The organism is Xenorhabdus sp. TS4, from assembly GCF_014467265.1.
GTDB lineage: Bacteria > Pseudomonadota > Gammaproteobacteria > Enterobacterales > Enterobacteriaceae > Xenorhabdus > Xenorhabdus ehlersii.
In genome coordinates this window covers 30,688-52,892 of the sequence record NZ_NKHQ01000061.1, presented here as the reverse complement: position 1 = coordinate 52,892, position 22,205 = coordinate 30,688, and the positions used below count along the sequence as shown (strand labels likewise).

Sequence of the window (22,205 nt, the reverse complement as noted above, 5' to 3'; positions counted from 1 at the left end):
CCTTTCAATGAAGAAAATTAATCTATTGATTTATAATTAAATGGCTATTTAAATTGACCACTTAACGGCGTTCACTGTTCCATTGCTCCCGAAACCCCTAAAGACCATGGAAAATCGCCAAATTCATGATAGCCGTAATACTCTTTAATCAGCGCGGTGTGCTCCCTGCGTGTGGTGTCCCGTTCAGCATAGCGCGAGAGGAGCTCCGGACGGTGGATATTAAGTTGTACGGCGACAAATCGCTGCACGCCTGGCAGAGTCTGGGTTAAATCCGCTAAAAAGGTGCCAAGGAAACGAGCGGTGGTGAGCTGAAGCGCAATCCCCAGCCGGTTATGCTTTCCCCGCCGCTGGTTAATGAAAGCAAGATCCCGCTCATCAAGATGAAAATAGCGGGCCAGCTGCACGCCGTTGGGTTCTGTGGTATAGCGACCATAATTCTGTTCCTGATCAGTGGTCAGAAAATCGACGGGCATACCAGCCTCACTGTTTGACGGTTATTTTTTACAATTATGCAACCGTCCGAAATGTTATGATTTATCGGACATCATAAAATCGTTCAGTTATACTGTCTATTAAATCGTTTTATATTAAAAGTAGACATCGACTGTCTACAAATCGATATGAGAGACACTTTCTTGAGACTTTTTGGTTACGCACGGGTATCAACCAGTCAGCAGTCCCTTGATATTCAGTTAAAGATCTTAAAAGAGGCAGGTGTGAAAGCAAACCGGATATTTACTGACAAAGAGTCTGGGAGCCATACAAACCGAAATGGGCTGAACCTGTTACGCCTGAAAGTTGAAGAGGGCGATGTAATCCTAGTCAAAAAACTGGATCGTCTTGGTCGTGATACGGTCGATATGATCCAACTAATAAAGGAATTCGATAAACTGGGAGTGGCGGTCAGATTTCTGGATGATGGGATCAGCACAGAAGGAACAATGGGTAAGATGGTGGTCACCATCTTGTCGGCGGTGGCCCAGGCAGAACGCCAAAGAATACTGGAACGGACTAACGAGGGACGTTTGGAGGCCAAAGCGAAGGGGATTAAATTTGGTCGCAAACCCACAATAAACAAAGCTCAAGTTCGCCTCCTTCACAAGCAAGGTATCGGTGCAACAGAGATATCGAGACAATTAAAAATAGCGCGTTCTACGGTCTATAAAATCCTCGCTACAACGTAACGTACTCTCAGAATCGTCACTTTTGGGGGTTCTTCGGCGGAACCCGTTCTTGAGAGTGATCGGGGGACTGCGGTTCAACAGCATGCCTCCGTTGCATTTCAAATCGAAGAAAATCAATGGGGAACTAATACCTGCGCCGGATTTAACCTGACACAGCAAACCGAATGGAAGGCATTAAATATAGCCAGTTATGATGCCTGTTTTCAGGGGCGTCTGCTGGGTGGATGCCTCGATATTATTTCCCGCTTAGCTGGAACCCAGTTTGGAAATCTTCCACTTTTTCATGCCAATCATTGTGATGAAGGGATTATCCTCTATTTCGAAAATGTCGAAATGGATCCCTGCGAATTAACAAGAGCATTACTTAGCCTGCGCTTACAGGGCTGGTTTACTGATTTACAGGGTATTCTCATTGGCAGAAGTGCAGGACCAAATACCAGTGACGCTTCAAAGCATACCTACATTGATGCTTTGCGCGCGGTACTAGGTGACCTTACAGTTCCTGTCCTTTATGACGTAGACATTGGTCATATCCCGCCTCAAATATCATTGGTTAATGGTGCACTGGCAAAAGTCGAATTCAGGGCTGGCTGTGGTTCAGTGATACAACAGTTATAATCAATGAGCAAATACTCCCATATAAAGGAAAGTCTTCATATTGTCGCCTTTCCTTTTCTCATCTATCAGATTCCTTAACAGCATTAGTTCCTTCCCAAATGATTATCCTTACCTCATCCTGTATTGGAAATACATAAACTAGAATAACAATAATTTATTTGTTTTTTATAAACAATAAGTTAACTTCTTAGCGTGCGTTTTCGTTCCGTTGGCTCTCATACCCCGTACATGGCGAATTCTTCTCAGAACAAGGTTGATTCCTTTTTATTGTAGGCAAAGTTTTTGTTATCTTAGTCGCCATTGAAGGTTACGTGAAAATATTCACGTAACGCTTAAGTTTTACGTTTGCTTTTCGTGGCGTTCCTGACCTAAAAGCAAACGTGATGTTCTTTTTAGAGGGATAGGGAATTCAGCTTTTCCTTAAAGTCTTTTAAGGTTTGCTTATATTCTTTGTTTTCGGTTTTCAGGATATTGATGAGTTCGTTTTCAAATCCATTTTCAAAATTATTCTTGTACAGAATTAAAACCTGTTTAGCGAAATCTTTATCGTCGATATAAAAGTAACAGGTTGGTACATTTAGAATCTCGGCAATTCGACAGGCTACGTCATAGGGGGGTGTTTGAATACCTCTCTCATATCGGCTGATCTTTATTCTCGCGGCATTATCCTTGCTAGTTATTCCTAGCGCTTCGCCTACTTCTCGTTGAGAGAGGCCTTTTTCTTGTCTTGCTTCTACTAATCGCTGTGGGTTCATATATAAAAAATATAAATGTCTTTTAGGGTTTTATCTTGATTCTTTTTTACCACTGTTACAGAATACGTTACAGGTATCCTATTAAGCATACAGATATCTTTTTGAGATACCGTGATGAAAGGGTTTACCTAAAAATGGCTTTTTCACCGGGGAATTTTTAAAGTTACTAGTAGTAATTATAACAAATAAAATTATTTTCCACTGCTTAAAGGTATGGGGTTTGTGTTGACTGGTAAAATTATTACTTATTTTGATTTAATCAGCTCTTTGAAGTCATTATCTTGGGAGTCTGATGAAGTATCCGTTTTGGCCGATCAAATTTTTGAGGTTATTGTATCTGCTCGGAATCCGGTTTTAGTTGCTTTGAATTGTGCTTTTATATTGTTAAAGGTATTTCATGATGAAAATATTTCTAGCGATATGAAATACAAATATGAACTGACGTTTGTTTTTGTTATGGATAAATTTGATATTAAATTTAATGTTTCTAAGTATCGTCATTAATTGATTTATTGTATGGATAAGGGGAGTATTATCCCTAATACCGCTCGCTTAAGCAAATCAAGATAAGTCATAATCGGCCTCAACTGATTGTTTGAGGCCGATTTTTATGTCTGCATTTTCTCGTGAACTCCAAGCTACTGCGGCATTTAATTACCCCGAATCTCTGGATGCCTTTAGCCAAAACATTCCGATGGCATGGGTGACTAAAGCGGTTAAAGAAACCGGCCGAGCCACGGTGCGAAAACGTCGATTTCCCGCCGAACAAGCCGTGTGGCTAGTGCTGGGCATTGGGCTCATGAGAAACCGTTCTATCCATGATGTGTGTGACAAATTAGACCTGGCTTTTCCTGACGCCGATAAAAAGCAAGATGCGTTATGACATTGTTGAGGAATACAGCCCTTATGATAGAACCAAACGGTGAATCCAGCGAGATAACGTGGAATGATCAACGGTTATTCCACGCTCAGCCATCATCTCTTCCAGGTTTCGTAAGCTCAGGGCATAAGCGAGATACCACCGGACACACTGCGCGATAATATCGACAGGATAGTGTAGACGTTCGAAGGCGTTTCGGATTAAAGACACTGACAACTCACTCTGCAAAAGCGCGTACGTTAACCGATCTGTTCTTAATGCGACAGAGCCCTCCCAATGTCGTAAACTCCAATTTTATCAGTTAGATGTGCTAAATTTTGCGTTTACTCAAGCGAGTATTTGAGTAAATATCAAAATAATCATTTACTCAAATAAGTGAATGGTTATTTGCTTATGGCGGTATTTTGAGTATGATTAATACATATTTAAGTAAATGAGTAAAAACACATTTGAGGATTGCGCATGAAAGTTATTTCTTTCCTGAATCCAAAAGGCGGATCAGGTAAAACAACGGCAGTGATTAACATCAGTACTTCAATGGCTCGTTCAGGACTGAATATCGCGGTTGTAGATACTGATCCTCAATTAAGCCTGACAAACTGGAGCAAATCAGGTAAAGCCGCTTTTGATGTGTTCACAGCTGCTTCTGAAAAGGATGTATACGGTGTCAGAAAGGATTTAGCTGAATATGATTTTGTCATTGTAGACGGGGCCGGATCGTTATCTGTTATCACATCTGCGGCAGTTATGGTGAGTGATCTTGTCATTATTCCTGTTACACCAAGCCCATTGGATTTTTCTGCTGCGGGTAGTGTCGTAACAGTACTGGAAGCACAGGCTTACAGTCGTAAGGTTGAGGCTCGTTTTCTTATAACACGTAAGATAGAGCAAGCAACAATGCTTAAGGTGCTCAAAGAAAGTATTAAAGATACAGGAGTTGAACTCTTCCGTACTGCAATTACACAACGTCAAGCCTACGTTAAATCAATATTAGATGGTGATAGTATATTTGAATTAAATGATGGGTCCGCAAAAGGTGAAATAGAAATTCTGACAAAAGAAATAATTAAATTATTTGAGTAATTACTCATTTGCTTTTTTGTGTATTTGCTCATTTGTGCAATTCGTGTTTTTTGGGAGAGATAAAATGGCATTGGAAAAAGCTCATAGTGGCAATAAAAAAATGACCTTTGGCGAACATCGTGATCTGGAGCATGTAGTGAGCTCTCCGGCTCCAGAAGAGGTAAAAATTAAACGAGTAAACGTTAATTTTGATGAAGAAAAGCACAAACGCTTTAAGGCTGCTTGTGCAAGTAATGGAATGTCTATCACTGATGTAATAAATAAACTTGTCGATGATTGGTTAAAGAACAACGCAGAAGACCCATTAGAGTGAACTAAAACATCGAGAAAAAGACTTACCATTATCAGTTCTGTCGCATTAACAGAGCGCTAGCAAGAGAAAATGATGTGATTTTTTTTATGCGGCTAATCATATTGACCAATTCAATACCGCTCAATAACGTTTGAGGCGTAATGGAACCAAGCGGTGAATCCAGCGAGATAACGTGGAATGATCAACGGTTATTCCACGCTCAGCCATCATCTCTTCCAGGTTTCGTAAGCTCAGGGCATAAGCGAGATACCACCGGACACACTGCGCGATAATATCGACAGGATAGTGTAGACGTTCGAAGGCGTTTCGGATTAAAGACACTGACAACTCACTCTGCAAAAGCGCGTACGTTAACCGATCTGTTCTTAATGCGACAGAGCCAAAATTGATTATTAGTTATATGAAAAGAAACAGCGTTGAACTAATTCATTTTTCTGCTGAATTTGATGTTTTGTCTGAATTTCCTGTATTTGATTGGTAAAAAAAGTGTTGCGTAATAGGGAGCGATTTGCTATATTGTTTCTTGTGGCGCAGCAAGGATCACTTAAAAATGATAAAGAGTTTCAGGCACAAGGGGCTACGCCTCTTTTTTGAAAAAGAGGTTACAGTTGGTATTATCCCCAACATGCAAAAAAGCTCAAGCAGCGACTTGCTGTGATTCATGACGCTGAGTATATATGGGAGATTGATCTACCCGGATATGATCTACATCCATTAACTGGAGATAGACGGAATCAGTGGTCAATTGCAGTATCAGGAAATTGGCGCGTGACATTCGAGTTTATTGATGGCGACGCATATATTGTTAACTATGAGGATTATCACTAATGAAGATGTTAAACCCCCCTCATCCTGGCGAGCTTATTGCGGATTTTTTGGAAGAGTTAGGTTTTAGTATTCGTGATCTTGCTAGAGCATTGGATGTTGCCCCTTCTACAGCTCAGCGCTTGGTGACGTGCAAGGCAGCCGTCACACCAGAAATGGCGGTGAGGTTGTCTAAGGTTCTTGGTAGCAGCCCTCGATTGTGGTTAAAATTGCAGGAATCGTATGACCTCGATAAGGCGGAGAAATTGGTTGATGTTTCAAAATTAACCCCTTTGTTTAAGCCTGCAATTTTATCCCATGCTTAATGAAGACTAGTTAGGCGACACTAAAACGCCTAACTACAATCAAGTTATTAAGGATAGCCTCAGAATTCGGAAAATATGGCACTTTACGTCAGTTGTTACTGTCGTAGTGGCCTGAACTCTTTTGCGCTTGTGTCACACTATTTACAATAATTTATATACGCATGAAAGTATTTGTCATTAATCTAGAAAAAGACACAAATAGACGGAAAAACATTCAACGCGAAATTGAAAAATTTAAATTAAATAATGTAGAATTTATCAGTGCCGTGAATGGTTATACGTTAACTGATAACCAACTAATGGATTCAGTGTTTAACTACCCTGAATGTCAATTAACTAAAGGTGAGATCGGGTGTGCTTTAAGTCACTTGAAGATATATAAAAGAATTGTCGATGAAAAAATTCCATTGGCTCTTATTTTAGAGGATGATGCTTTATTATCTTTGAAAATAAATAAAGTAATTAGCGAAATAAAGGATTTTGATAATTGCAATGTGCCTAATGTTTATTTGTTAAACAAAGCTAAAAGTTATATAAAAAATAAAAAAATAGAGTCTAATAATCTTAGTTTTTACTCTATCTACGAAGCCAGTTATGCTTACGGATATGTTGTGAATTATCAAGCCGCACAAAATTTGATTGACAATATGTCACCAATTAGATTTGAGGCTGATATGTGGGGGATCTTTAGGATTCTTAATATTGCTAACATTTATTGCTTACTAAACCCTGTTATTCACAATGGCGATGCATCTTGTGTAACTTCATCAATTGAAGAAGATAGGCAGAAAAATACTAGCTTAAGGCCAAAACAAAGAAGTAAGGCGAAAAAAACTTATCGGCATTATCATATCTACAAAATGAAAGAGTTTCTGAATAAAAAATTTATATTTGATATTCAAAAAGCATAAATAGCAATGCTCCGTTATAAGGTGCTGCTACAAGTTTTTTCCTCTCTTCGTCAGTATTGGCGCTAATCGGCATTGAGCCTATACCAGCAATACCGGACTCAAAGGATACCGGGCAAGCCCGGCCTTTTTACAGGCAAAAACCGCATTCTGGTGTATCTCCTTGCGCCCCAGCTTAGCGCGGTGCTTCTTGCGCCGTGACAGACGATTGCACAGGGCGTGCCGTCATCAAGTCCGTATCCTCACCCGTTCGCATTCACTCCCGTTGGTCGCTCCTTTGCGCTGCGGCCTGCGGTAGCTCCCTTGACGCCGTCCCTTAAACCCTGTGCCGCTAAAGAGTCACGGCGCAAGAAGCACCGCGCCCGGCAAGAAGCCGAAAGGGGGATACACCAGAAAGGGGGATACACCAGAAAGAAGATTTTTATACTGACATGCTCATGAGTGGCAAAGGAGTAAAAGTGAATATTTTTAAAGTCTATTTTTTAGGGAAAAATTTTCATGGTGAACTCGTTGAATGTGTTCAATATGTCAAAGCAAAAGACAAAGATTCTGCCCGCAGTCAGTGGGAAGAGAAAAACAACGATAAAGATTATCGGTTTGTATTTGTTTCACAAAAATAAAGTAAAGAAAACGTTATCTTTCTACTGAATTTGACGCTTTATTCGAATTTCCTGTATTTGATTGGTAAAAAAAGTGTTGCGTATCAGGGAGCACGTTGATATAATGATTTCTGTGGCGCAACGGGGAGCAATTAAAAATGATAAAGAATTTCAAGCATAAGGGGCTACGCCTCTTTTTTGAAAAAGAGGTTACAGCTGGTATTAATCCTCAACATGCAAAAAAGCTCAAGCAGCAACTTGCTGCGATTCATGACGCTGAGTATATATGGGAGATTGATCTACCCGGATATGATCTACATTCATTAACTGGAGATAGACGGAATCAGTGGTCAATTAAAGTATCAGGAAATTGGCGCGTGACATTCGAGTTTATTGATGGTGACGCATATATTGTTAACTATGAGGATTATCATTAATGAAGATGTTAAATCCCCCTCATCTTGGTGAAATTATTTGGGACTCTTTGGAATAATTAGGATTGGGTATCCGTGATTTTGCTTTGGAATTGGATGTTGCCCCTTCTACAGCTCAACGTCTGATAACGTGCAAAGTAGACGTCACGCCAGAGAGGCTGTGAGGTTGTCTAAGGTTCTTGGCAGGTGGTTAAAGTTGCAGGAGTCTTATGGCCTTAATAAGGCGGAAAAAGTTGTTGATATTTCAAAATTAATCCCTCTATTTAAGTCTGCAACTTTATCCCATATGTCATGACAGAAAATTTAATTGGGTAGATCGCTATCGCTTTATACGATGGCGAATTTTTATAAGTATTCTTTTCCTTTTGCGGATGTTGGCGGTTGGTCGGCATTGAGCCGACACCACCAATAAAAAACTGCTTGCAGCGTCCACGTTGTGTACGCGCCGCTTCACCGTCCGGCGATGCCGGATTCAAAGGATACCGGGCAACCCCGGCCTTCTTACAGACAAAGGCAGAGTTCAGGTGTATCCCCTTGCGTCACAGCTTAACGCGGTACTTCTTGCTCGGTGACAGATGTCTAGGCTCCAGATCTGTATTCTCTACTTTTCACTTACTTGTATCCATTTCCGGTAGTTGTTCCTTCTAGCTGTGGCCAACGATACCCTCGAAAATGGATCGCTTGCAGTGAACTTGCGTTCACACCGCTTTCACTATTGCCGCATATCTACGGCAATGCTAAGGATGAAAATATTTTTTCTGGTGTCATTCCTTTTTATCATTTTTTGCTTGGACATGCTCGCCATATGTTGCGTTTACGGCGTGAAGGAGAGATTTTGTTAGATGATGTTCCAGAGATCATTTTAGTTAATAGTCACGATGGTAGCAGCAGTTATCAGATGATCCCCGAAGTCTTTCGTTTCGTTTGTAATAATGGTTTAGTTTGTGGTGAAACGTTTGGAGATATCAGCGTTCCCCATAAAGGGGGTGTCGTTGGACAAGTTATCGAAGATGCTTACACAGTAGTAGATATGTTTGTAAAAATAAATGATTCTCACGATGAGATGAAGGGCATCCAACTGAGTAAAAGTGCCCAGATAGCCTTTGCTGAAAGTGTATTAGAGTATAAGTATGATAATCATATTCCTGTGTTACCACAGGACATTTTATAACCCCGTCGATGGGAAGATAATAAAAATGATCTTTGGACAACATATCAACGTGTACAAGAAAATATTATAAAAGGCGGGGTGAGAGGTAAAACTGTTTATGGTAAGAAAACTAGAACAAAGTGAGTTAATGGAATAACAGGAGATATACAGCTAAATAATGCTATGTAAAGTTTAGCAGAAAAAATGAAAAACATTTTGAGATAGTTGAGGTTAAGCGGCAATTTTTTGCCGCTTTTTTGTATAAACGTTATTCTTCAATTTCATTCGAATTAGTTTGAAGCGTGTTAAGCTCCAATGATAAGCTTTGAGTATTATTTTTATTGATTTTTTTATTTGACTTTCTTGTCTTTTTTTGTTCTTTGTTTTCTAAAATAATGTCGTTAATCATCTTTACGCTAACAGTAATCCCAAGTTCTGCAAGTACTGATTTTATTTCATCTGTCTTATATCCTTTATTGACAGCTAGTTCTAACAATTCCCTTTTCATTTCATCTAGAGCTTGACGTTTTGTCATTCTCTGCTTGTTCATATCTGGCATGTTTCGCAACTGTTCTTTAACAGTTTCTATATCATCAATCGAGAAAAATTCTTGAGTAGCCATGAGGTTCCTTTGTTAAATAACGTGTGCTTAATATGCGATAGATAGTATATCTAGCAAAATCAATCTAATAAACCTCCATTGACTATTATCTGGTGTAATGACAATAACTTTTTTATCAAGTATGATGTGAATCACCAATACCAAAAAGCGGACAAGATGTGTTTTGTAATACCGCCTGCCCACAGTTGGTTTTACAAAACTCTTGGTCAGGGCACAGCCCCGACACCCCAGCGAGACTATTACTTACTGGAAAAACTAAAAGGGAAATACACTATGAGTAAAAGCGAAAGTCGGAACAGAACAGATTTTCTTCCTTGTATTCGTTGTTTCCCAGAGGAAAAAGAAGTTGTCAAAAAAAAGGCAGAGGCAGCAGGGCTAAGTATCGGAGCTTTTATGTTGCGTAGTGCTCTTGGTCGTAGAATGGAAGCAAAGTGTGATACTGAATTAATTATGGAACTTCGTCGTTTAGGTGGCTTGCAGAAGCATTTGTTCAAAGAGGGCGGAGGGGTGTTAAGTAAAGAATATTCTGAGGTTTTGGTTTCTATTCAGAAAGCGATCTTAAAAGTTGGTTTGGAGTGATTTTGTAACATGATTATTCGAATTCCGGAAAAAAGGCGTGATGGCAAAAGTAGCTTTCTCAAGCTAATAGCCTATACCGTTATCCGTGATGAGGATAAACCTGATACGCCAATTGAACCTGAACATCTAGGCTGGCGTCGTCCTGGTTCTAAGGGGGAAATTTTCAACCACTTAGTTAATTATATAACTCGAAATCCTGAGGCCGATATTCAACACATCCTCCATGCAGATCCGAGTGGATATACTCAGGTTTTGTTTGATGGTGTGATATGTGAAACGAACTGTTTTAACATTGCTACTGCACCAATAGAAATGAACGCAGTTTCGTTGCAAAATGTACGTTGCAAAGATCCGGTTCTTCATTATCTTCTTTCATGGCCAACAGAAGATAACCCTTCAAGAGAACAAATTTTTGAAAGTGTTCGTCATAGTTTGAATGCACTTGGAATGCTTGACCACCAGTACGTAGCTGCTATTCATACAGATACCAATAATATCCATTGTCATGTTTCGGCTAATCGTATTCATCCTGAAACATATAAAACAGCAGACGATTCGTTTACCAAAATCCGTTTGCAATATGCTGCTAGGGAGCTTGAGCTTAAATATAACTGGACACGTACCAATGGTTTTTTTGTTGTTAATGAAAATAAAGAAATTGTACGCTCAAAACGTGATAACCAACCTGTTCCTGCAGGAGCTAAATCACTTGAATATTATGCTGATGTCGAGAGTCTTCACACTTATGCGACCAGTGAATGTGGCTTCAAAATTGATGAAGCTATGTCAGACCCTAATATGTCTTGGAGTGATATTCATCGTATCTTAGTTCGTGCTGGATTGGAGTTGAAACCAAAAGGAAAAGGGTTAGCAATATACTCTATTGATAATCCAGAATTACCACCAGTTAAAGCAAGTAGCGTCCATCCAGACTTAACGTTAAGTTGTCTCGAAAAGGATCTTGGTAAATTTCAGCCTTTGAATGAAGTAGGGGTTTATACGACAGATAATATTCATTTTGTGAAAAATGCTATCGTGCATGAGTTTCGTTATGAACCCACTTTGCATTTTCGTGATATGAATGTTCGTTTGGAAAGAAGATTGGAAAGGGCTGCGGCAAGAGAGGATTTAAAATCTCGTTATAAAGATTATAAAGCCGAATGGGTTAGACCAGAAATGGATAGGGAAGCGATTCGCTTGCGTTATCAAAATGAATCTAAACGTTTTGCTTGGCGTAAAAATCATGCTCGTGTTGCTATCAATGATCCGCTATTACGCAAGTTGACATATAACATTATTGAAGTTGAGCGGATGAAATCGATGGCTGCATTGAGGATTGAAATTCGTATTGAACGAGAAGCGTTTAAGGCTGATCCTGCAAACCGTCGGTTGTCTTATCAGGAATGGGTATCACAACAAGCACTGAAACAAGATCAGGCTGCAATTGCCCAATTGCGAGGTTGGGCTCATAGGATGAAAAGAAATATTAGGACTGGCAATATTTCATCTAATGCCATTATTTGTGCCGTAGCTGATGATACCCCAGCATTTGAACTTGATGGTTATTCACCAGCAATCACTAAAGATGGAACTATACAGTATTCTCGTGATGGTGTAGTTCAATTACAGGATAAGGGGAGCTGTATTGAGATCAATGATTACCATGCTAATGACGGAGAACACATAGCCGGAGGGATGGCGTTGGCCGAGAGTAAAAGTGGCGAACATCTGATGTTTTCTGGTGAGCCAGCTTTTATTGGTAAGGCTTGTGAAATGGTTGAATGGTTTAATGACGGAGGCGATAAACCATTGCCACTGACTGATCCAGTACAGCGGATAATGGCGGGATATGATACTGTGTATCAATCACAATCCACTGATTTACAACAGCAGAAGCCAGAGGAAATTAAGTCAGTACTATCTGAAAAATATAAACTGGATTCTGGTTATAATCCTAAATAACGACAAAATTTTTTGCAAAAAAAGCCGACTTAAAAGTCGGCTTCACGATCAATTCATTTGCATTTTTCTTCGTTTCTCAAACTCAGGTTGGTAACTTAGCCAAGCACCATGATCGTTGCCATAGAGTGCACTAAACAAGTCCATTAATCGACTGAATAAAGCATCATGCTCTGCTAAATCGAATGATTCTGATGGTGAAATTGAATGAAGCAGTATCCTGCTTTCTTCAATAATCAGGTCTACATTTTCCGCACTCAATTGTTGTCCAGAAGATTGAACCATGATTGTAGTATCACCGTTTTTAACATCGGTTGCTATCGTGTTAAGCATCAATGTGCATAGTTTGACTAATTCAATATAACCTCGTCGATAATTCAGGTTATTGTCACTCATGCCTACGAGTCCTTAATAATTTGGGTCAGGGAGTTGGTGTTTTAGGTGTAGCTGCTTAAATATCCTTTGATAGATGGAAGCTTGTTGTAGCTATTCACTAAGAATATTTTAAGCATCTTATTTATCTACATTGGATATGTAATTTAAATTGTCCAGTGTAGGATATGACCATATCCAAGAATTGTCCTATAGTGCATTATAACGTAACTGTTATCGAGTCTAACTGACACATTAACGTATCAGTCATACATCTTCTCCCGTATTCGCTAATGTCTGAGCTATTTTTTTAGATACACGGATAGGTTTGGGAGGCGTTGGTATAGTTCGCCATTTGCGTTTATTTTGGTGTAAAGCTTCTCTTCCTGCTTCAAATAACAATATCCCCCGTTGAGTTGGAGTATAGCTAATGTCAGCACGGTTATCTAAATCAAAAGCTACAGCTGCAACGCGCTTAAGAACAGGGTCCATAATACCCATCATTGCAGTAGTGGAAGCGGGCATACTTAGAAGTTGTAGAATTTCATCCACTTCTTGTGTTGATGGCGGGAGTTTTAGTTGCAAATTTGGGTTTTGGGCAAAAAGCTCTGTTTCTGTAGGGGATTGCACATCAATAAATCGATTTATACGCATCGGCAAGGATGATGTCATCTTTTCATCATCGGGTATGTAAATTGCGTTACTTGGTACTAGGGCACTCTTAAATGAAATCATTCCTTCACCAGGATTTAAATCTTTTAAATCAGAAAGACTTAACCGGTCTTTTTCTCTGATATAATTGCTGTTTGCGTCTTCATAATTCGGTGTAAAGATACCGGGAGATTGCTCCACGGTTCCAAGTTCAGAGTAATATGCTTTGCCCCCTGTTATTTTAGCCAAATCGAAGGTATCTTTTTCGTCTTGTAGAGCCATAAACCATTTAGTCAGAAGGTTAGCGTTGACTGTCATGTATTCACCTTTGTGTTCTGCAATGAATCTCTGAATGTCTTGCGCGGATACGATCAACATATAACCAAGGCTACGCATTTGGCTGGCTAAGTTATCCATACCTGGGCCAAAGTAGGCTCCTAATTCATCCATAGCTATTGGATATGGGAACTTGCCGGCATATTTTTTGACAATAAGTACATCGTTAATCATTCCCTCAAGCTCACAGCCTAGATCTCTGGCCATAGTCATTCGGATAGCAGAAATGTATAACTTGCCTATATTTGCGGCTTCACCTTTTGAGAGTTCTAACGCCGGTATCATTGTCGTTAAGATGCGGTCATTATGTAGTACGTCTTCTATATCTATATCACCTGCATCGCGAGAAAATACATGGCCATAGATGTCGTTAAACATGGTTAGCATACGGTTAAATTGCTGGATTAAATAACCATGCTGATCAAATACACCTTGTTCCCATTCTGAGGGGCGATTGATTAGCTCAATACGAAACCCTGCCAGAGTATTAAAATAACTTTCCAGCGGACCATAAGCGTCTTTGTGCCAATTGTCTTTTTTAGCTTCTTGATAGAGCCTGGCTAGCTTTACTAAAGGTAAATATTCTTGTATGACCGATTGAGAGATCCTGCGATTTTCTCGCTTACATTTGTAGTAAACAGCATAAACAACAGCGGTCAACATGGATTTAGCTTTGTCTTGCCAGCCTGCATCGCTACTCCCCGGAGTAGGTAGCAGGGATTCCATCAACTGAATAATGAAAGTAGTATTTGCTGTACCAAATAAATTGATCGTGTTTGATTGTGGTCGCGTTTTGGCATTCTTTAAAAGTGCCTCGAATTTATCAGTGCCGCCAGTCATAAAATTCAATACATAATTATCGTCTTCTCGTCCGAAACGACGAGCAAGCGACCATACGGCAAATGCTAGTGTGTTCTGAGCTTTACCATCAGAGTAACAAATCCCTCGTCCCCAACAGATTGCATTCAGAAATACAGATAACAAGGCTTCTGTTTTACCTGAACCTGTAGTAGCCAGAAGTAACATATGTCGTAATGAGTCATCTAACGTTAACCACAGCTCTCGAGCTAGGGATTTCCCTCGTGCATATCCCAGACACATGATGCCGGCTGCAGGCATGTATTGGCGTGTGCGTACTACATAACGGAATAGCCCCCAAGCGCCATTGCGAAATTTAGGTATTTCACGTTCTGTGGTTAAATCTATGCCTCCAATGTCTTTGGGCATACGTAATGGCATACGGAAAGGTTGGTCGCTAAATAAAACTATCAGGAGAAGTAATCCTGGAATGCTGAGTAATAAACTAACGGGATACAACCAGCCAAAAATTAAGCCGGCAACCATTAAGAGTTGTACACCTAGTGGGGATAGAAGTGCGTCAGTTATAAAGGTATAGCCGATTGGCCGGCGAACTCGGCGCGAATCGACCTCAATAGGTTTAGTCATGGGAAGTTCTTAGAGTGTTATTGGACTGGTGAATTGAGAAAAGCCGTAAGAGCATCATTACTTTTCAGTGAGTTAAGAGGAATATAACGGCCATCATCAGCCAAAAATGACGGAGTGCCAGGAAGATTATAAAAATTAAAGGCTGCATCGTTTTTCGTTAGTGCTTGTTCCCCTATATCACAAGAGTCTAAGGATGCTTGTTGGTTGTTTGGATTCATACCAACATCGGCTTGATATAGTTGTTTCCAGAAAGGCTTACGATCTTGAGATGGAAGACACAGGATTGGTGTCACTAGGCTTGCTGTTTGCTGGCCTCCTATTATTGACACAGGGAATATTTCTATATTGTAATTATGGGATAATTCTTCTAAAGCAGGTTCTATAATTTTACAATTTGGGCACATTGGGTCAGAAAAAACATACAGTGTTCTCGCATGGCCAGAAGATAGCGGGATGGTATATTTCCCGCTTTGTGCTGCTGCAGATAAGCGTGGTGCTGTGAATTCATATTCTTCTGTTTTTATTGCCGGTTTTGGTTGTTCTACCGGTAAATTTGGAGTGACTGAAGAAACAGGAACTATAGTGTCAGGTAGTGGGTGAAGGGAATGCCTGCTAGATATACTGGTAGAATAAGGTTGACCTACTGTACTAGGCATTGGTTGAATGTTTTGGGCTAAATTACTACCTTCGGTTATTCCTACTTTCCATGCAGTGGCAATGATTAAAACTATAGCTCCAGTTAATAAGCTACAACCAGCGATTTTTCTTCTGTTTTCTCTTTGTTTTTTGCTGCGGATTATTTCCTTATTGATGGCATGAAGAACCATCCTTGCTTCATCGTTATTTTGTGCCGTATAAATCATTGCTGGGCGTTGTTTTATATTGTCATGAAAAACACTTCTATCATTGATATAAAAGCGATAGTTTTTACCCAATTCCATAATTATTAAAGATGTATCTTTGTATGGCTGATCAGAGATAACAGACAGGGTTTTACCTTGCAGTGATGCAGAATATGAATGCGACATAATTGTGTTCCTGTTATTAAGGGCGTCTAGCTCTCGGGCGAGAAAAATTTCTTTGTTTAGAGGGAGCGTTTTCTGTTTGTTGGCTATTGGTTTGTATTGAATTAGATGGTGTATCAGTTTCAGTAGGCTCGTGTGAGCGAAGTATGACTATTTCACTATCTTCTTCATTTTCTTCATCTTCTTCATATTCTAGCTCTTTGGGTTCTATTGTTTTTGTATTGTCCTGTGGGATATGTTCTCCTAAGATTAGTCCAATACTTTTAAGATCCTCTTCAAGCCCAACGATAGCTATATCCATACAATTTTCAGGTCGAGGTATACTTACCTGTAATCTCTGGGATACATCGGAAATGAGTCGTTCCCATTTTGCAGCGGCAATAACTCCAGCACCTTCGACAAACACTTTAGGACGCCCAGAGGAAGTTAAAGCATACCAAAGAGTCCGATCTAAGCCTTTTAGCCAGCGGAAACGGGCACCGGGTAAACGCAAATCTTGATCATGAAGTGCAAATATTGCTGTGCGTGTAGTACTGTAATGGTGCAACCAACGTCCAGCTTCGGGATGCTGAGTAACCCGGTTAAAAGCGCTATTAGAGAGGCTTAATATTGGGTAACCTTTCTTTCCGTTATCACGCCGGCTTTTGATTAGACAAGAGCGATTAAGGTCATCTAGCAATTTTTCAGCAGCTTTACGATCATTCAAAAAAAACTGCAGGCCGAATACTGCAAATAAGGCTCGTTCATAGGGATTGAGAGAAGAAAATCCCGTTAATGGATTTCCCAATTGTTTCATGAATACTTCTCGGGTCTTATCTCGCTCTAGACGTTCTCCAATAATAAGTTGGTGCTGCAAAGCGAATTCGTCAGGTGTCTGAGCACTTCGATGCTCAGGAGGATCAATGTTAAGTAGCTGTGTTTTCTTATCACCGTAACAAAGAGCTGGGATAATTGAGGGTGAAAGTTGAGCCATGATATGTGGTAGTGAATAAACATCAATATTCCTACGAGTTCGGTTACTTGGATGGTTTCGGATTGCAACCAAACTTCCAGCGACGATGATACTTAAAGGGAGCATCAGAATACCTGCAGTTTTATTCATGATGCTAATAAACTCATTCCAACTAAGATCATTAACTCTATCTGCAGCCCAGGCTAATAAGTTAATCCGTTCTGCGACATAGCCATGAATTCGGGGAAAATCACAAAGCATCCAAAGTTGATAAAGGAGCCAACAACATCCATACATGATAGGAGATTGGTATATCCAAATTAAAAAACATAATAGGAAAAAGGTTAATAGCAACATCAGACCTTGTTCTTGACCTTGTTGTGGCGGCTGTGCCGTTTTTGAATACATTGTCGCTCCGGAACAAAAAATAGCTTGTAGACTGATCTACAGGCTATGAAAAGGTGGGATGACACCAAGAATGGGATTATCAGAAAATAAAAAAAGAACGTTGATAAGACGCTCTTTTCGAAAAAAATACGCTCTACAGCAAAATCAACAGAATTGAAATTTTTTCTGCACAAGTTCATTGAATGAACTGTCTGTTTTTATTTTTGGACTAAATGATGGTGATAATAGTACATCCAGCCTATGGCAGAACGGTTTTATTTTAGCAGTACTATTAATTGAAAAATATGGATGGAAAATGTTATTGAATTTTAGTGTTAGTTTGTATCCTTGTATATCGTAACCAGCCCAATCATAAAAATCGTATCCTGTTAATATTGGCTTATCTCTATCATAGAGGGATATGGTTAGTATCCTTCCATTTTCTTTATCTATGCCAATATATTTGCCATTGGCAAAATCAAAATATTCTAACTCTGGGTTGGGGGAGAATATTACATCACCAAAAGATTTCTTTAACTTATTTAATTGTGAAGTTGTTTTTGAAAAAACAAATCGATTAGATAAGAAAAGTGCAGCTATTACCATTAAGGCAATGTAAGGTGTGAAACTAAAAAAGTCCATGTAAAATAAATAGTTTCCAATAATAGTTATACAAAGTGGAACGATAATTAACTGTAAAACGAATACCATAGGAACGTATGATTTCCTTATGCTATTTATAAATGTCATGGAATATCTCCTATATAAGGCATGATATTATTTATTTTATACCATCCCCATGTGGTGATTTATTATCTTTTGTATAGTTTACATCCGGGCTGCGTTCAAGTCCACGACTAAAACCGGCAAAAATACTTTTTGTGGATTCAGCCACTCCCCCAAGAATGCTCGCTGCTTCTCGGCCGCCTAACCATGAAATTATATAATCAGGCATAGTCACTTGTAACGCAAAAACTCTACTAACAGTAGTAGTACATATTCTTGCATAGACCATTAATATACCGACCAACGAAACTAACCCAGTTATAGAGTTCGCCTGTACATTAGCAATTGTAGCGCCGAACATTATATTCAAGAGTGTTCCAAGCGCTACGATTACTATACTGGCAAAAATAAATCCAAATACCATTAACATTGGTCGAATCATAACATCGATAAGAAATATATAGCCATATGATGAACGATGACCACTTTCATTCTCAATACCAATATGTGTAGCAGCCCATAATGAACCGCCAGTGGCACCTACTAATACACTAACGATCCAATTAGCAGTGGCTGCAATCCAATAGATGAAAGGTATAAATGGCAGATAAATAGATAAACTAAATCCAATGCCAAACAATAATACACAAATAAATTGCACTAATGGAGTGATCGAATTCATGATTGCAGGTGCAGCCTGTACTAATCCGAGTGATGCAATATTTAAAAGGAAGTTATTTCCAGCGGTTTCACTCGCTATTTTTGCTGCTGCAAATATTGTATAAATACTTTCAGTGTAAATAAGAATGTAATCACCTATATTTTTCATTTTCAATAAAGGATTGATCTGCCCATTTTGATTAAAATCGCCATTGCCAATATTTTTTACTATATAGTTTGATAATCTTTGCCCTGGTGAATTAAAAATTCCAACAAATACGGCTGAGGGATCTGAGGCATCAGTTGCTTGTTGTGTGTTCTTAGGACTCTGAGTACCTAGTGGTGGCGTATAGGGGGTATGCTGTAACTGTGTTTGGTAGGCGGTCATGATGCTTTTATAGGTATCCCCGGCACCTAAGTCGCCTAATCCAGATATGCCAGCAATGATTGGTTTTAGTTGCACTGCTTCGTTAATTTTATTGTTTGCGGTAGCAAATGTTTGATACCACGAACCCAGAGCCAACCAACCATTCTTCCTTAACTGAGCAGATAATACAGAAGCTAGCTCGTCTGATTGTCCTTGAGTTCTCAATGTTTGATTAATGCGATCCTCATATGCTTGTGCTGCTTTTTGTATGCTTGTCTCTGCATCAGGCAATGTGCCACTACCGTTCATTTTTTTATTAAGCAGAGCGGTAACAAACTCGGAAGCTGATTGAGATAAATTATTTTGCATTTCGTTCATAGCGCTACGTTGAGCGTCAATAATTCGATCGGTATCAACAGAGGCAGGAAACAGCCAATCCATTGTTTTGTTTTTTATGGATTCAGGTAATCGTGCAGAACCACATAGAGCATTACCATTCCCAATCTCAAATCCATCTGTAGTACTTTTTATGCTCATAAGAGGGGTTCCTCCTTGCCCAAATTGCTGATACATAGTGCTTAGTTCGTTGTTGATACCGTACATACACAAATTCATTTCATAGATAGCACGGGCTGAGCTTAAAGTCTGCGGGGCGGTAGGTTGCACAACTAATGAATACCCATCTTCAAGTAAATCAACAATGCGATCTGTAACAAGGTTTGCGCTCCCTATGCCCATTATTGAGGCTGCCCATAAAAAACTTAGTTGTGCGATTGACCATCCCGAGACAGTGGGAACTAAGCAGAAGAAACCAGCAGTAGTGGTTACTGGGCCTACCATAGACTTTCCATTATTGAAGATTTTTCCGTGTTGTCCCGCTTTTGTTAAATGTTTTAATGCTACGATGATGAACCAGACAACGGCAATGATCATTACTATGCCGTTAAAAACAAAGAATAGTTCTCCAATCATACTGGAATTAGTTGAAAATGGATCTGTTACAACGTCACCAAATACCATAACTAAGATTTGACGTGAAAGATCACTGGAACGCTTGGCCGCTTGTTCTATAGTGTCAAAATTGATCGATGAATCCGCCCAAGCGTTGAGAGTAAACAAGTAAAGACATACGCTAGCCATTAATTTTCGAATGGTATTCATAGAAGTCTCGTATAAGATGCTGATGTTTGCTGATGTTTGCTGATTAGCTGATATATTGGGGATAGGGGCAGAATGTATAATTATGCTCTTTGGCGTTATAACGTTTACTGTCTAAAACTTAGTGTTGTTTTAATCCACGAATTTTCAGATAAAAAATCCGCAAATCCTCCTCGTTCCATTGGTGATGCTCGGTGCTGACTTAGCTGCCATAATCGCCAACTACATATCAACGCTTGAAAAAACGGTAATGCAGCTAGAGAGAGTAAGGCTAGAGTTAATACAAGAGTTTTTATAAATAATAGTGGCGTGTATATCTCACTGAATAGCACAACAAAAATGATGCAGATGACTAATAGTGACGGAATAGCAGCTAAAGATAAACATAACTTTTTACGACGTAGAAAACATTGCTTCAATGTTTCAATTGTCATGCCACTTGCGATTATTGCTTCATCAAAACTAAGTAGTGGTTGTTGGAGCTTTTTCTCAAGTTGAGAGGAAAGAAATAGATGTTTTACTCGTTTGATATTCTTAACAAAAGATGGTCCTATTTTTGCCGCAGTGTAACGTACCTCAGATAATGGTAAGAATACATTAGAAATGTAATAAATAATTTTTACAGTTCGGCGATTCCAATTAGTGGATTTTTCTTTAGTTTTATCAATCATGGTCGTGCAGCTCCTGCATTCACTTCTTGCATTTTCATCTGTAACTGAGGGCGGTAGGATTCGGTCGCTTTAAGCGAAAGTAGTTGTCCTTGTAGAATATTATTTTTCTGCAATTGCTGTTTTATACCTAGTAACAACCAATTTTGCAGTGATTGAGTTCGGACTGATTCACGCATTAAGTTATCACCCTCCATATTCTGCAAGTCTGTTTGGTAATTTGTGTTGGCATAACGTCTACCGACTTCAAACTGTTCAAATTCTCTTTCAGACATTATGCCGGTACGTTTAGCTTCGTCTGATACAGTTTGATTAAAATATGCAGATGCGGAAGGAGCCATAAGAGTTTCTTTGAGTACATCGCGTGTAGCTTCATTGGGTTGGCTTGCGGCCACCATAGCCAGCATCGGTTCGCGAGCTGCAGAGTTGATAGCTTCGTATTGTGTCATTAACCCCATATATTGTTGCCCTGAGGTTGTTTTGACTTCTCCCTTACTTAATTGCTTGCCGGCTGATGCTGAGGAGCTATTCAATACGTAAGCTATGGCAGCATCGGTCTGCTTTTGATCAAAAGTAAGGTCGGGAGATTTTCCATCTTTACCCGCCCCATCCAATAATGACGTTAAGCGCTTATCACCACCAGGTAACTCAGAAACAGCCTTACATAGAGGTGTTCCACCATATGCAGCAAAGTCTACAGCGTCACAATAATCAGCATGAATGGCTGCTGTCCGAAATTGTGTTTGTCCTTGTGCTGGAGTAGGTGTGGTTACACTATGGCGAATTTTGCTGTTACTAATTCCTTTCCCACTGGCTAACGAACTTTGCTGCGCTCGCGCTCCGCCCTGTATTTGTGATGCCATCCCTGAACCAGACTCAGTACAGATACTATCTGGAACGGTATAGGTTCGTCGTGCTTGCTCTAACTTATCTGTCTGACGAGCAAAGATATCTTGATCACGCTGTGCTTGCGCTGATTGCTCAATCTGTGTAGCAATTTTACTACCGTTTTGGTTAATAGCCGCTCCAACTTGGTGTTGAGTTGTGGCGATTTCACTTAAAGTGGCACTCATTGTTCCAAGTGCTGGAGTAACTTGTGTTGTAACGGGGACACTTTCCAATACGGTAACGGGATACCCTGCAAATGATTGATTGGTCAATGTAATGTAAAATATCAAGCCGGAGAGTAGGGATACTCGAGGTAAAATAGGGGTATTGGACTTCATTATATTTCCAGGATAAG

General features: G+C 39.6%; 21 protein-coding genes and 6 pseudogenes. 14 read left to right on the top strand and 13 right to left on the bottom strand.

Features of this window, described 5'->3' with window-relative positions; all coding sequences use genetic code 11:
- Window positions 1-101 precede the first annotated feature (101 nt).
- A pseudogene (locus tag Xets_RS14125) lies at window positions 102-473 on the bottom strand (DUF4158 domain-containing protein); the annotation flags it as partial.
- Window positions 474-635: 162 nt separating this feature from the next.
- Between Xets_RS14125 and Xets_RS14120 the strand changes: the two are divergent.
- Both Xets_RS14120 and Xets_RS14115 read left to right on the top strand, forming a co-directional pair.
- Window positions 636-1,184 (top strand): recombinase family protein, encoded by a 549-nt coding sequence (locus Xets_RS14120; RefSeq protein ID WP_187651943.1) that lies wholly within the window; start codon window positions 636-638, stop codon window positions 1,182-1,184.
- Between the two features lie 45 nt (window positions 1,185-1,229).
- Window positions 1,230-1,802, top strand: a pseudogene (locus tag Xets_RS14115) (LD-carboxypeptidase); the annotation flags it as partial.
- A gap of 392 nt (window positions 1,803-2,194) precedes the next feature.
- Here Xets_RS14115 and Xets_RS14110 read toward each other — a convergent pair.
- Complete coding sequence (locus tag Xets_RS14110; RefSeq protein WP_187651942.1) at window positions 2,195-2,557, bottom strand: helix-turn-helix domain-containing protein; 363 nt, start codon at window positions 2,555-2,557, stop codon at window positions 2,195-2,197.
- A 225-nt stretch (window positions 2,558-2,782) separates the two neighbouring features.
- On the opposite strand from Xets_RS14110, the gene Xets_RS14105 reads away from it, so the two are divergent.
- Together Xets_RS14105 and Xets_RS14100 are read left to right on the top strand one after the other, a co-directional pair.
- Window positions 2,783-3,061 (top strand): hypothetical protein, encoded by a 279-nt coding sequence (locus Xets_RS14105; RefSeq protein ID WP_187651941.1) that lies wholly within the window; start codon window positions 2,783-2,785, stop codon window positions 3,059-3,061.
- A gap of 106 nt (window positions 3,062-3,167) precedes the next feature.
- A pseudogene (locus tag Xets_RS14100) lies at window positions 3,168-3,404 on the top strand (transposase domain-containing protein); the annotation flags it as partial.
- A gap of 66 nt (window positions 3,405-3,470) precedes the next feature.
- Here the strand turns inward: Xets_RS14100 and Xets_RS14095 are convergent.
- Window positions 3,471-3,647 (bottom strand): annotated as a pseudogene (locus Xets_RS14095) (IS6 family transposase); the annotation flags it as partial.
- 252 nt (window positions 3,648-3,899) lie between these two features.
- Here Xets_RS14095 and Xets_RS14090 point away from each other — a divergent pair.
- On the top strand, window positions 3,900-4,520 hold the full coding sequence (locus tag Xets_RS14090; protein ID WP_187651939.1) for a ParA family protein: 621 nt from the start codon (window positions 3,900-3,902) through the stop codon (window positions 4,518-4,520).
- A 64-nt stretch (window positions 4,521-4,584) separates the two neighbouring features.
- Window positions 4,585-4,833, top strand: coding sequence for a plasmid partition protein ParG (locus Xets_RS14085; protein WP_187651938.1), 249 nt, complete (start codon window positions 4,585-4,587; stop codon window positions 4,831-4,833).
- A gap of 138 nt (window positions 4,834-4,971) precedes the next feature.
- Here the strand turns inward: Xets_RS14085 and Xets_RS14080 are convergent.
- A pseudogene (locus Xets_RS14080) lies at window positions 4,972-5,154 on the bottom strand (IS6 family transposase); the annotation flags it as partial.
- Window positions 5,155-5,383: 229 nt separating this feature from the next.
- On the opposite strand from Xets_RS14080, the pseudogene Xets_RS14075 reads away from it, so the two are divergent.
- The 6 genes and pseudogenes from Xets_RS14075 (at window position 5,384) to Xets_RS14050 (ending at window position 9,075) form a co-directional block, all read left to right on the top strand.
- Window positions 5,384-5,661, top strand: a pseudogene (locus Xets_RS14075) (type II toxin-antitoxin system RelE/ParE family toxin).
- Window positions 5,661-5,963, top strand: coding sequence for a HigA family addiction module antitoxin (locus tag Xets_RS14070; RefSeq protein ID WP_187651937.1), 303 nt, complete (start codon window positions 5,661-5,663; stop codon window positions 5,961-5,963). Before Xets_RS14075 ends, Xets_RS14070 begins: the two are co-directional and overlap by 1 nt.
- Before the next feature lie 161 nt (window positions 5,964-6,124).
- A complete protein-coding gene (locus Xets_RS14065) occupies window positions 6,125-6,874 on the top strand; it encodes a glycosyltransferase family 25 protein (protein ID WP_187651936.1) in 750 nt (249 codons plus the stop codon).
- Window positions 6,875-7,329: 455 nt separating this feature from the next.
- A complete protein-coding gene (locus tag Xets_RS14060) occupies window positions 7,330-7,491 on the top strand; it encodes a hypothetical protein (RefSeq protein ID WP_187651935.1) in 162 nt (53 codons plus the stop codon).
- 137 nt (window positions 7,492-7,628) lie between these two features.
- The gene (locus Xets_RS14055) at window positions 7,629-7,907 is read left to right on the top strand and encodes a type II toxin-antitoxin system RelE/ParE family toxin (RefSeq protein ID WP_187651934.1); all 279 of its coding nucleotides are present in this window, start codon (window positions 7,629-7,631) and stop codon (window positions 7,905-7,907) included.
- Between the two features lie 712 nt (window positions 7,908-8,619).
- A complete protein-coding gene (locus Xets_RS14050) occupies window positions 8,620-9,075 on the top strand; it encodes a DUF932 domain-containing protein (protein WP_255430654.1) in 456 nt (151 codons plus the stop codon).
- Window positions 9,076-9,322: 247 nt separating this feature from the next.
- Here the strand turns inward: Xets_RS14050 and Xets_RS14045 are convergent, their stop codons facing one another.
- Window positions 9,323-9,676: a molybdopterin-guanine dinucleotide biosynthesis protein MobC gene (locus Xets_RS14045; RefSeq protein WP_187651933.1), complete on the bottom strand. Its 354-nt coding sequence runs from the start codon at window positions 9,674-9,676 to the stop codon at window positions 9,323-9,325.
- Window positions 9,677-9,949: 273 nt separating this feature from the next.
- Between Xets_RS14045 and mobA the strand changes: the two genes are divergently transcribed.
- Window positions 9,950-10,255: a plasmid mobilization protein MobA gene (mobA, locus tag Xets_RS14040; protein ID WP_187651932.1), complete on the top strand. Its 306-nt coding sequence runs from the start codon at window positions 9,950-9,952 to the stop codon at window positions 10,253-10,255.
- Window positions 10,256-10,264: 9 nt separating this feature from the next.
- Entirely contained in the window at window positions 10,265-12,217 is a 1,953-nt protein-coding gene (traI, locus tag Xets_RS14035) for a TraI/MobA(P) family conjugative relaxase (protein ID WP_187651931.1), read from the top strand.
- Between the two features lie 48 nt (window positions 12,218-12,265).
- On the opposite strand, the gene Xets_RS14030 is transcribed toward traI, so the two are convergent.
- The 8 genes from Xets_RS14030 to traW all read right to left on the bottom strand — a co-directional run bounded on the left by Xets_RS14030 (window position 12,266) and on the right by traW (window position 22,188).
- Window positions 12,266-12,610, bottom strand: coding sequence for a hypothetical protein (locus tag Xets_RS14030; protein WP_187651930.1), 345 nt, complete (start codon window positions 12,608-12,610; stop codon window positions 12,266-12,268).
- 243 nt (window positions 12,611-12,853) lie between these two features.
- Window positions 12,854-15,019, bottom strand: a complete 2,166-nt coding sequence (trbC, locus tag Xets_RS14025) for an F-type conjugative transfer protein TrbC (RefSeq protein ID WP_255430653.1) — start codon at window positions 15,017-15,019, stop codon at window positions 12,854-12,856.
- Between the two features lie 17 nt (window positions 15,020-15,036).
- Entirely contained in the window at window positions 15,037-16,047 is a 1,011-nt protein-coding gene (locus Xets_RS14020) for a DsbC family protein (protein WP_187651929.1), read from the bottom strand.
- Between the two features lie 16 nt (window positions 16,048-16,063).
- Window positions 16,064-17,404: a conjugal transfer protein TrbA gene (locus tag Xets_RS14015; RefSeq protein WP_255430652.1), complete on the bottom strand. Its 1,341-nt coding sequence runs from the start codon at window positions 17,402-17,404 to the stop codon at window positions 16,064-16,066.
- A gap of 144 nt (window positions 17,405-17,548) precedes the next feature.
- Window positions 17,549-18,133, bottom strand: coding sequence for a hypothetical protein (locus Xets_RS14010; protein WP_187651928.1), 585 nt, complete (start codon window positions 18,131-18,133; stop codon window positions 17,549-17,551).
- Between the two features lie 31 nt (window positions 18,134-18,164).
- A complete protein-coding gene (locus Xets_RS14005; RefSeq protein WP_187651927.1) occupies window positions 18,165-20,297 on the bottom strand; it encodes a DotA/TraY family protein in 2,133 nt (710 codons plus the stop codon).
- Window positions 20,298-20,401: 104 nt separating this feature from the next.
- A complete protein-coding gene (gene traX / locus Xets_RS14000; RefSeq protein ID WP_187651926.1) occupies window positions 20,402-20,965 on the bottom strand; it encodes a conjugal transfer protein TraX in 564 nt (187 codons plus the stop codon).
- Window positions 20,962-22,188: a conjugal transfer protein TraW gene (gene traW, locus Xets_RS13995; RefSeq protein WP_187651925.1), complete on the bottom strand. Its 1,227-nt coding sequence runs from the start codon at window positions 22,186-22,188 to the stop codon at window positions 20,962-20,964. The genes traX and traW overlap by 4 nt, the downstream gene beginning before the upstream one ends.
- Window positions 22,189-22,205: the final 17 nt, after the last annotated feature.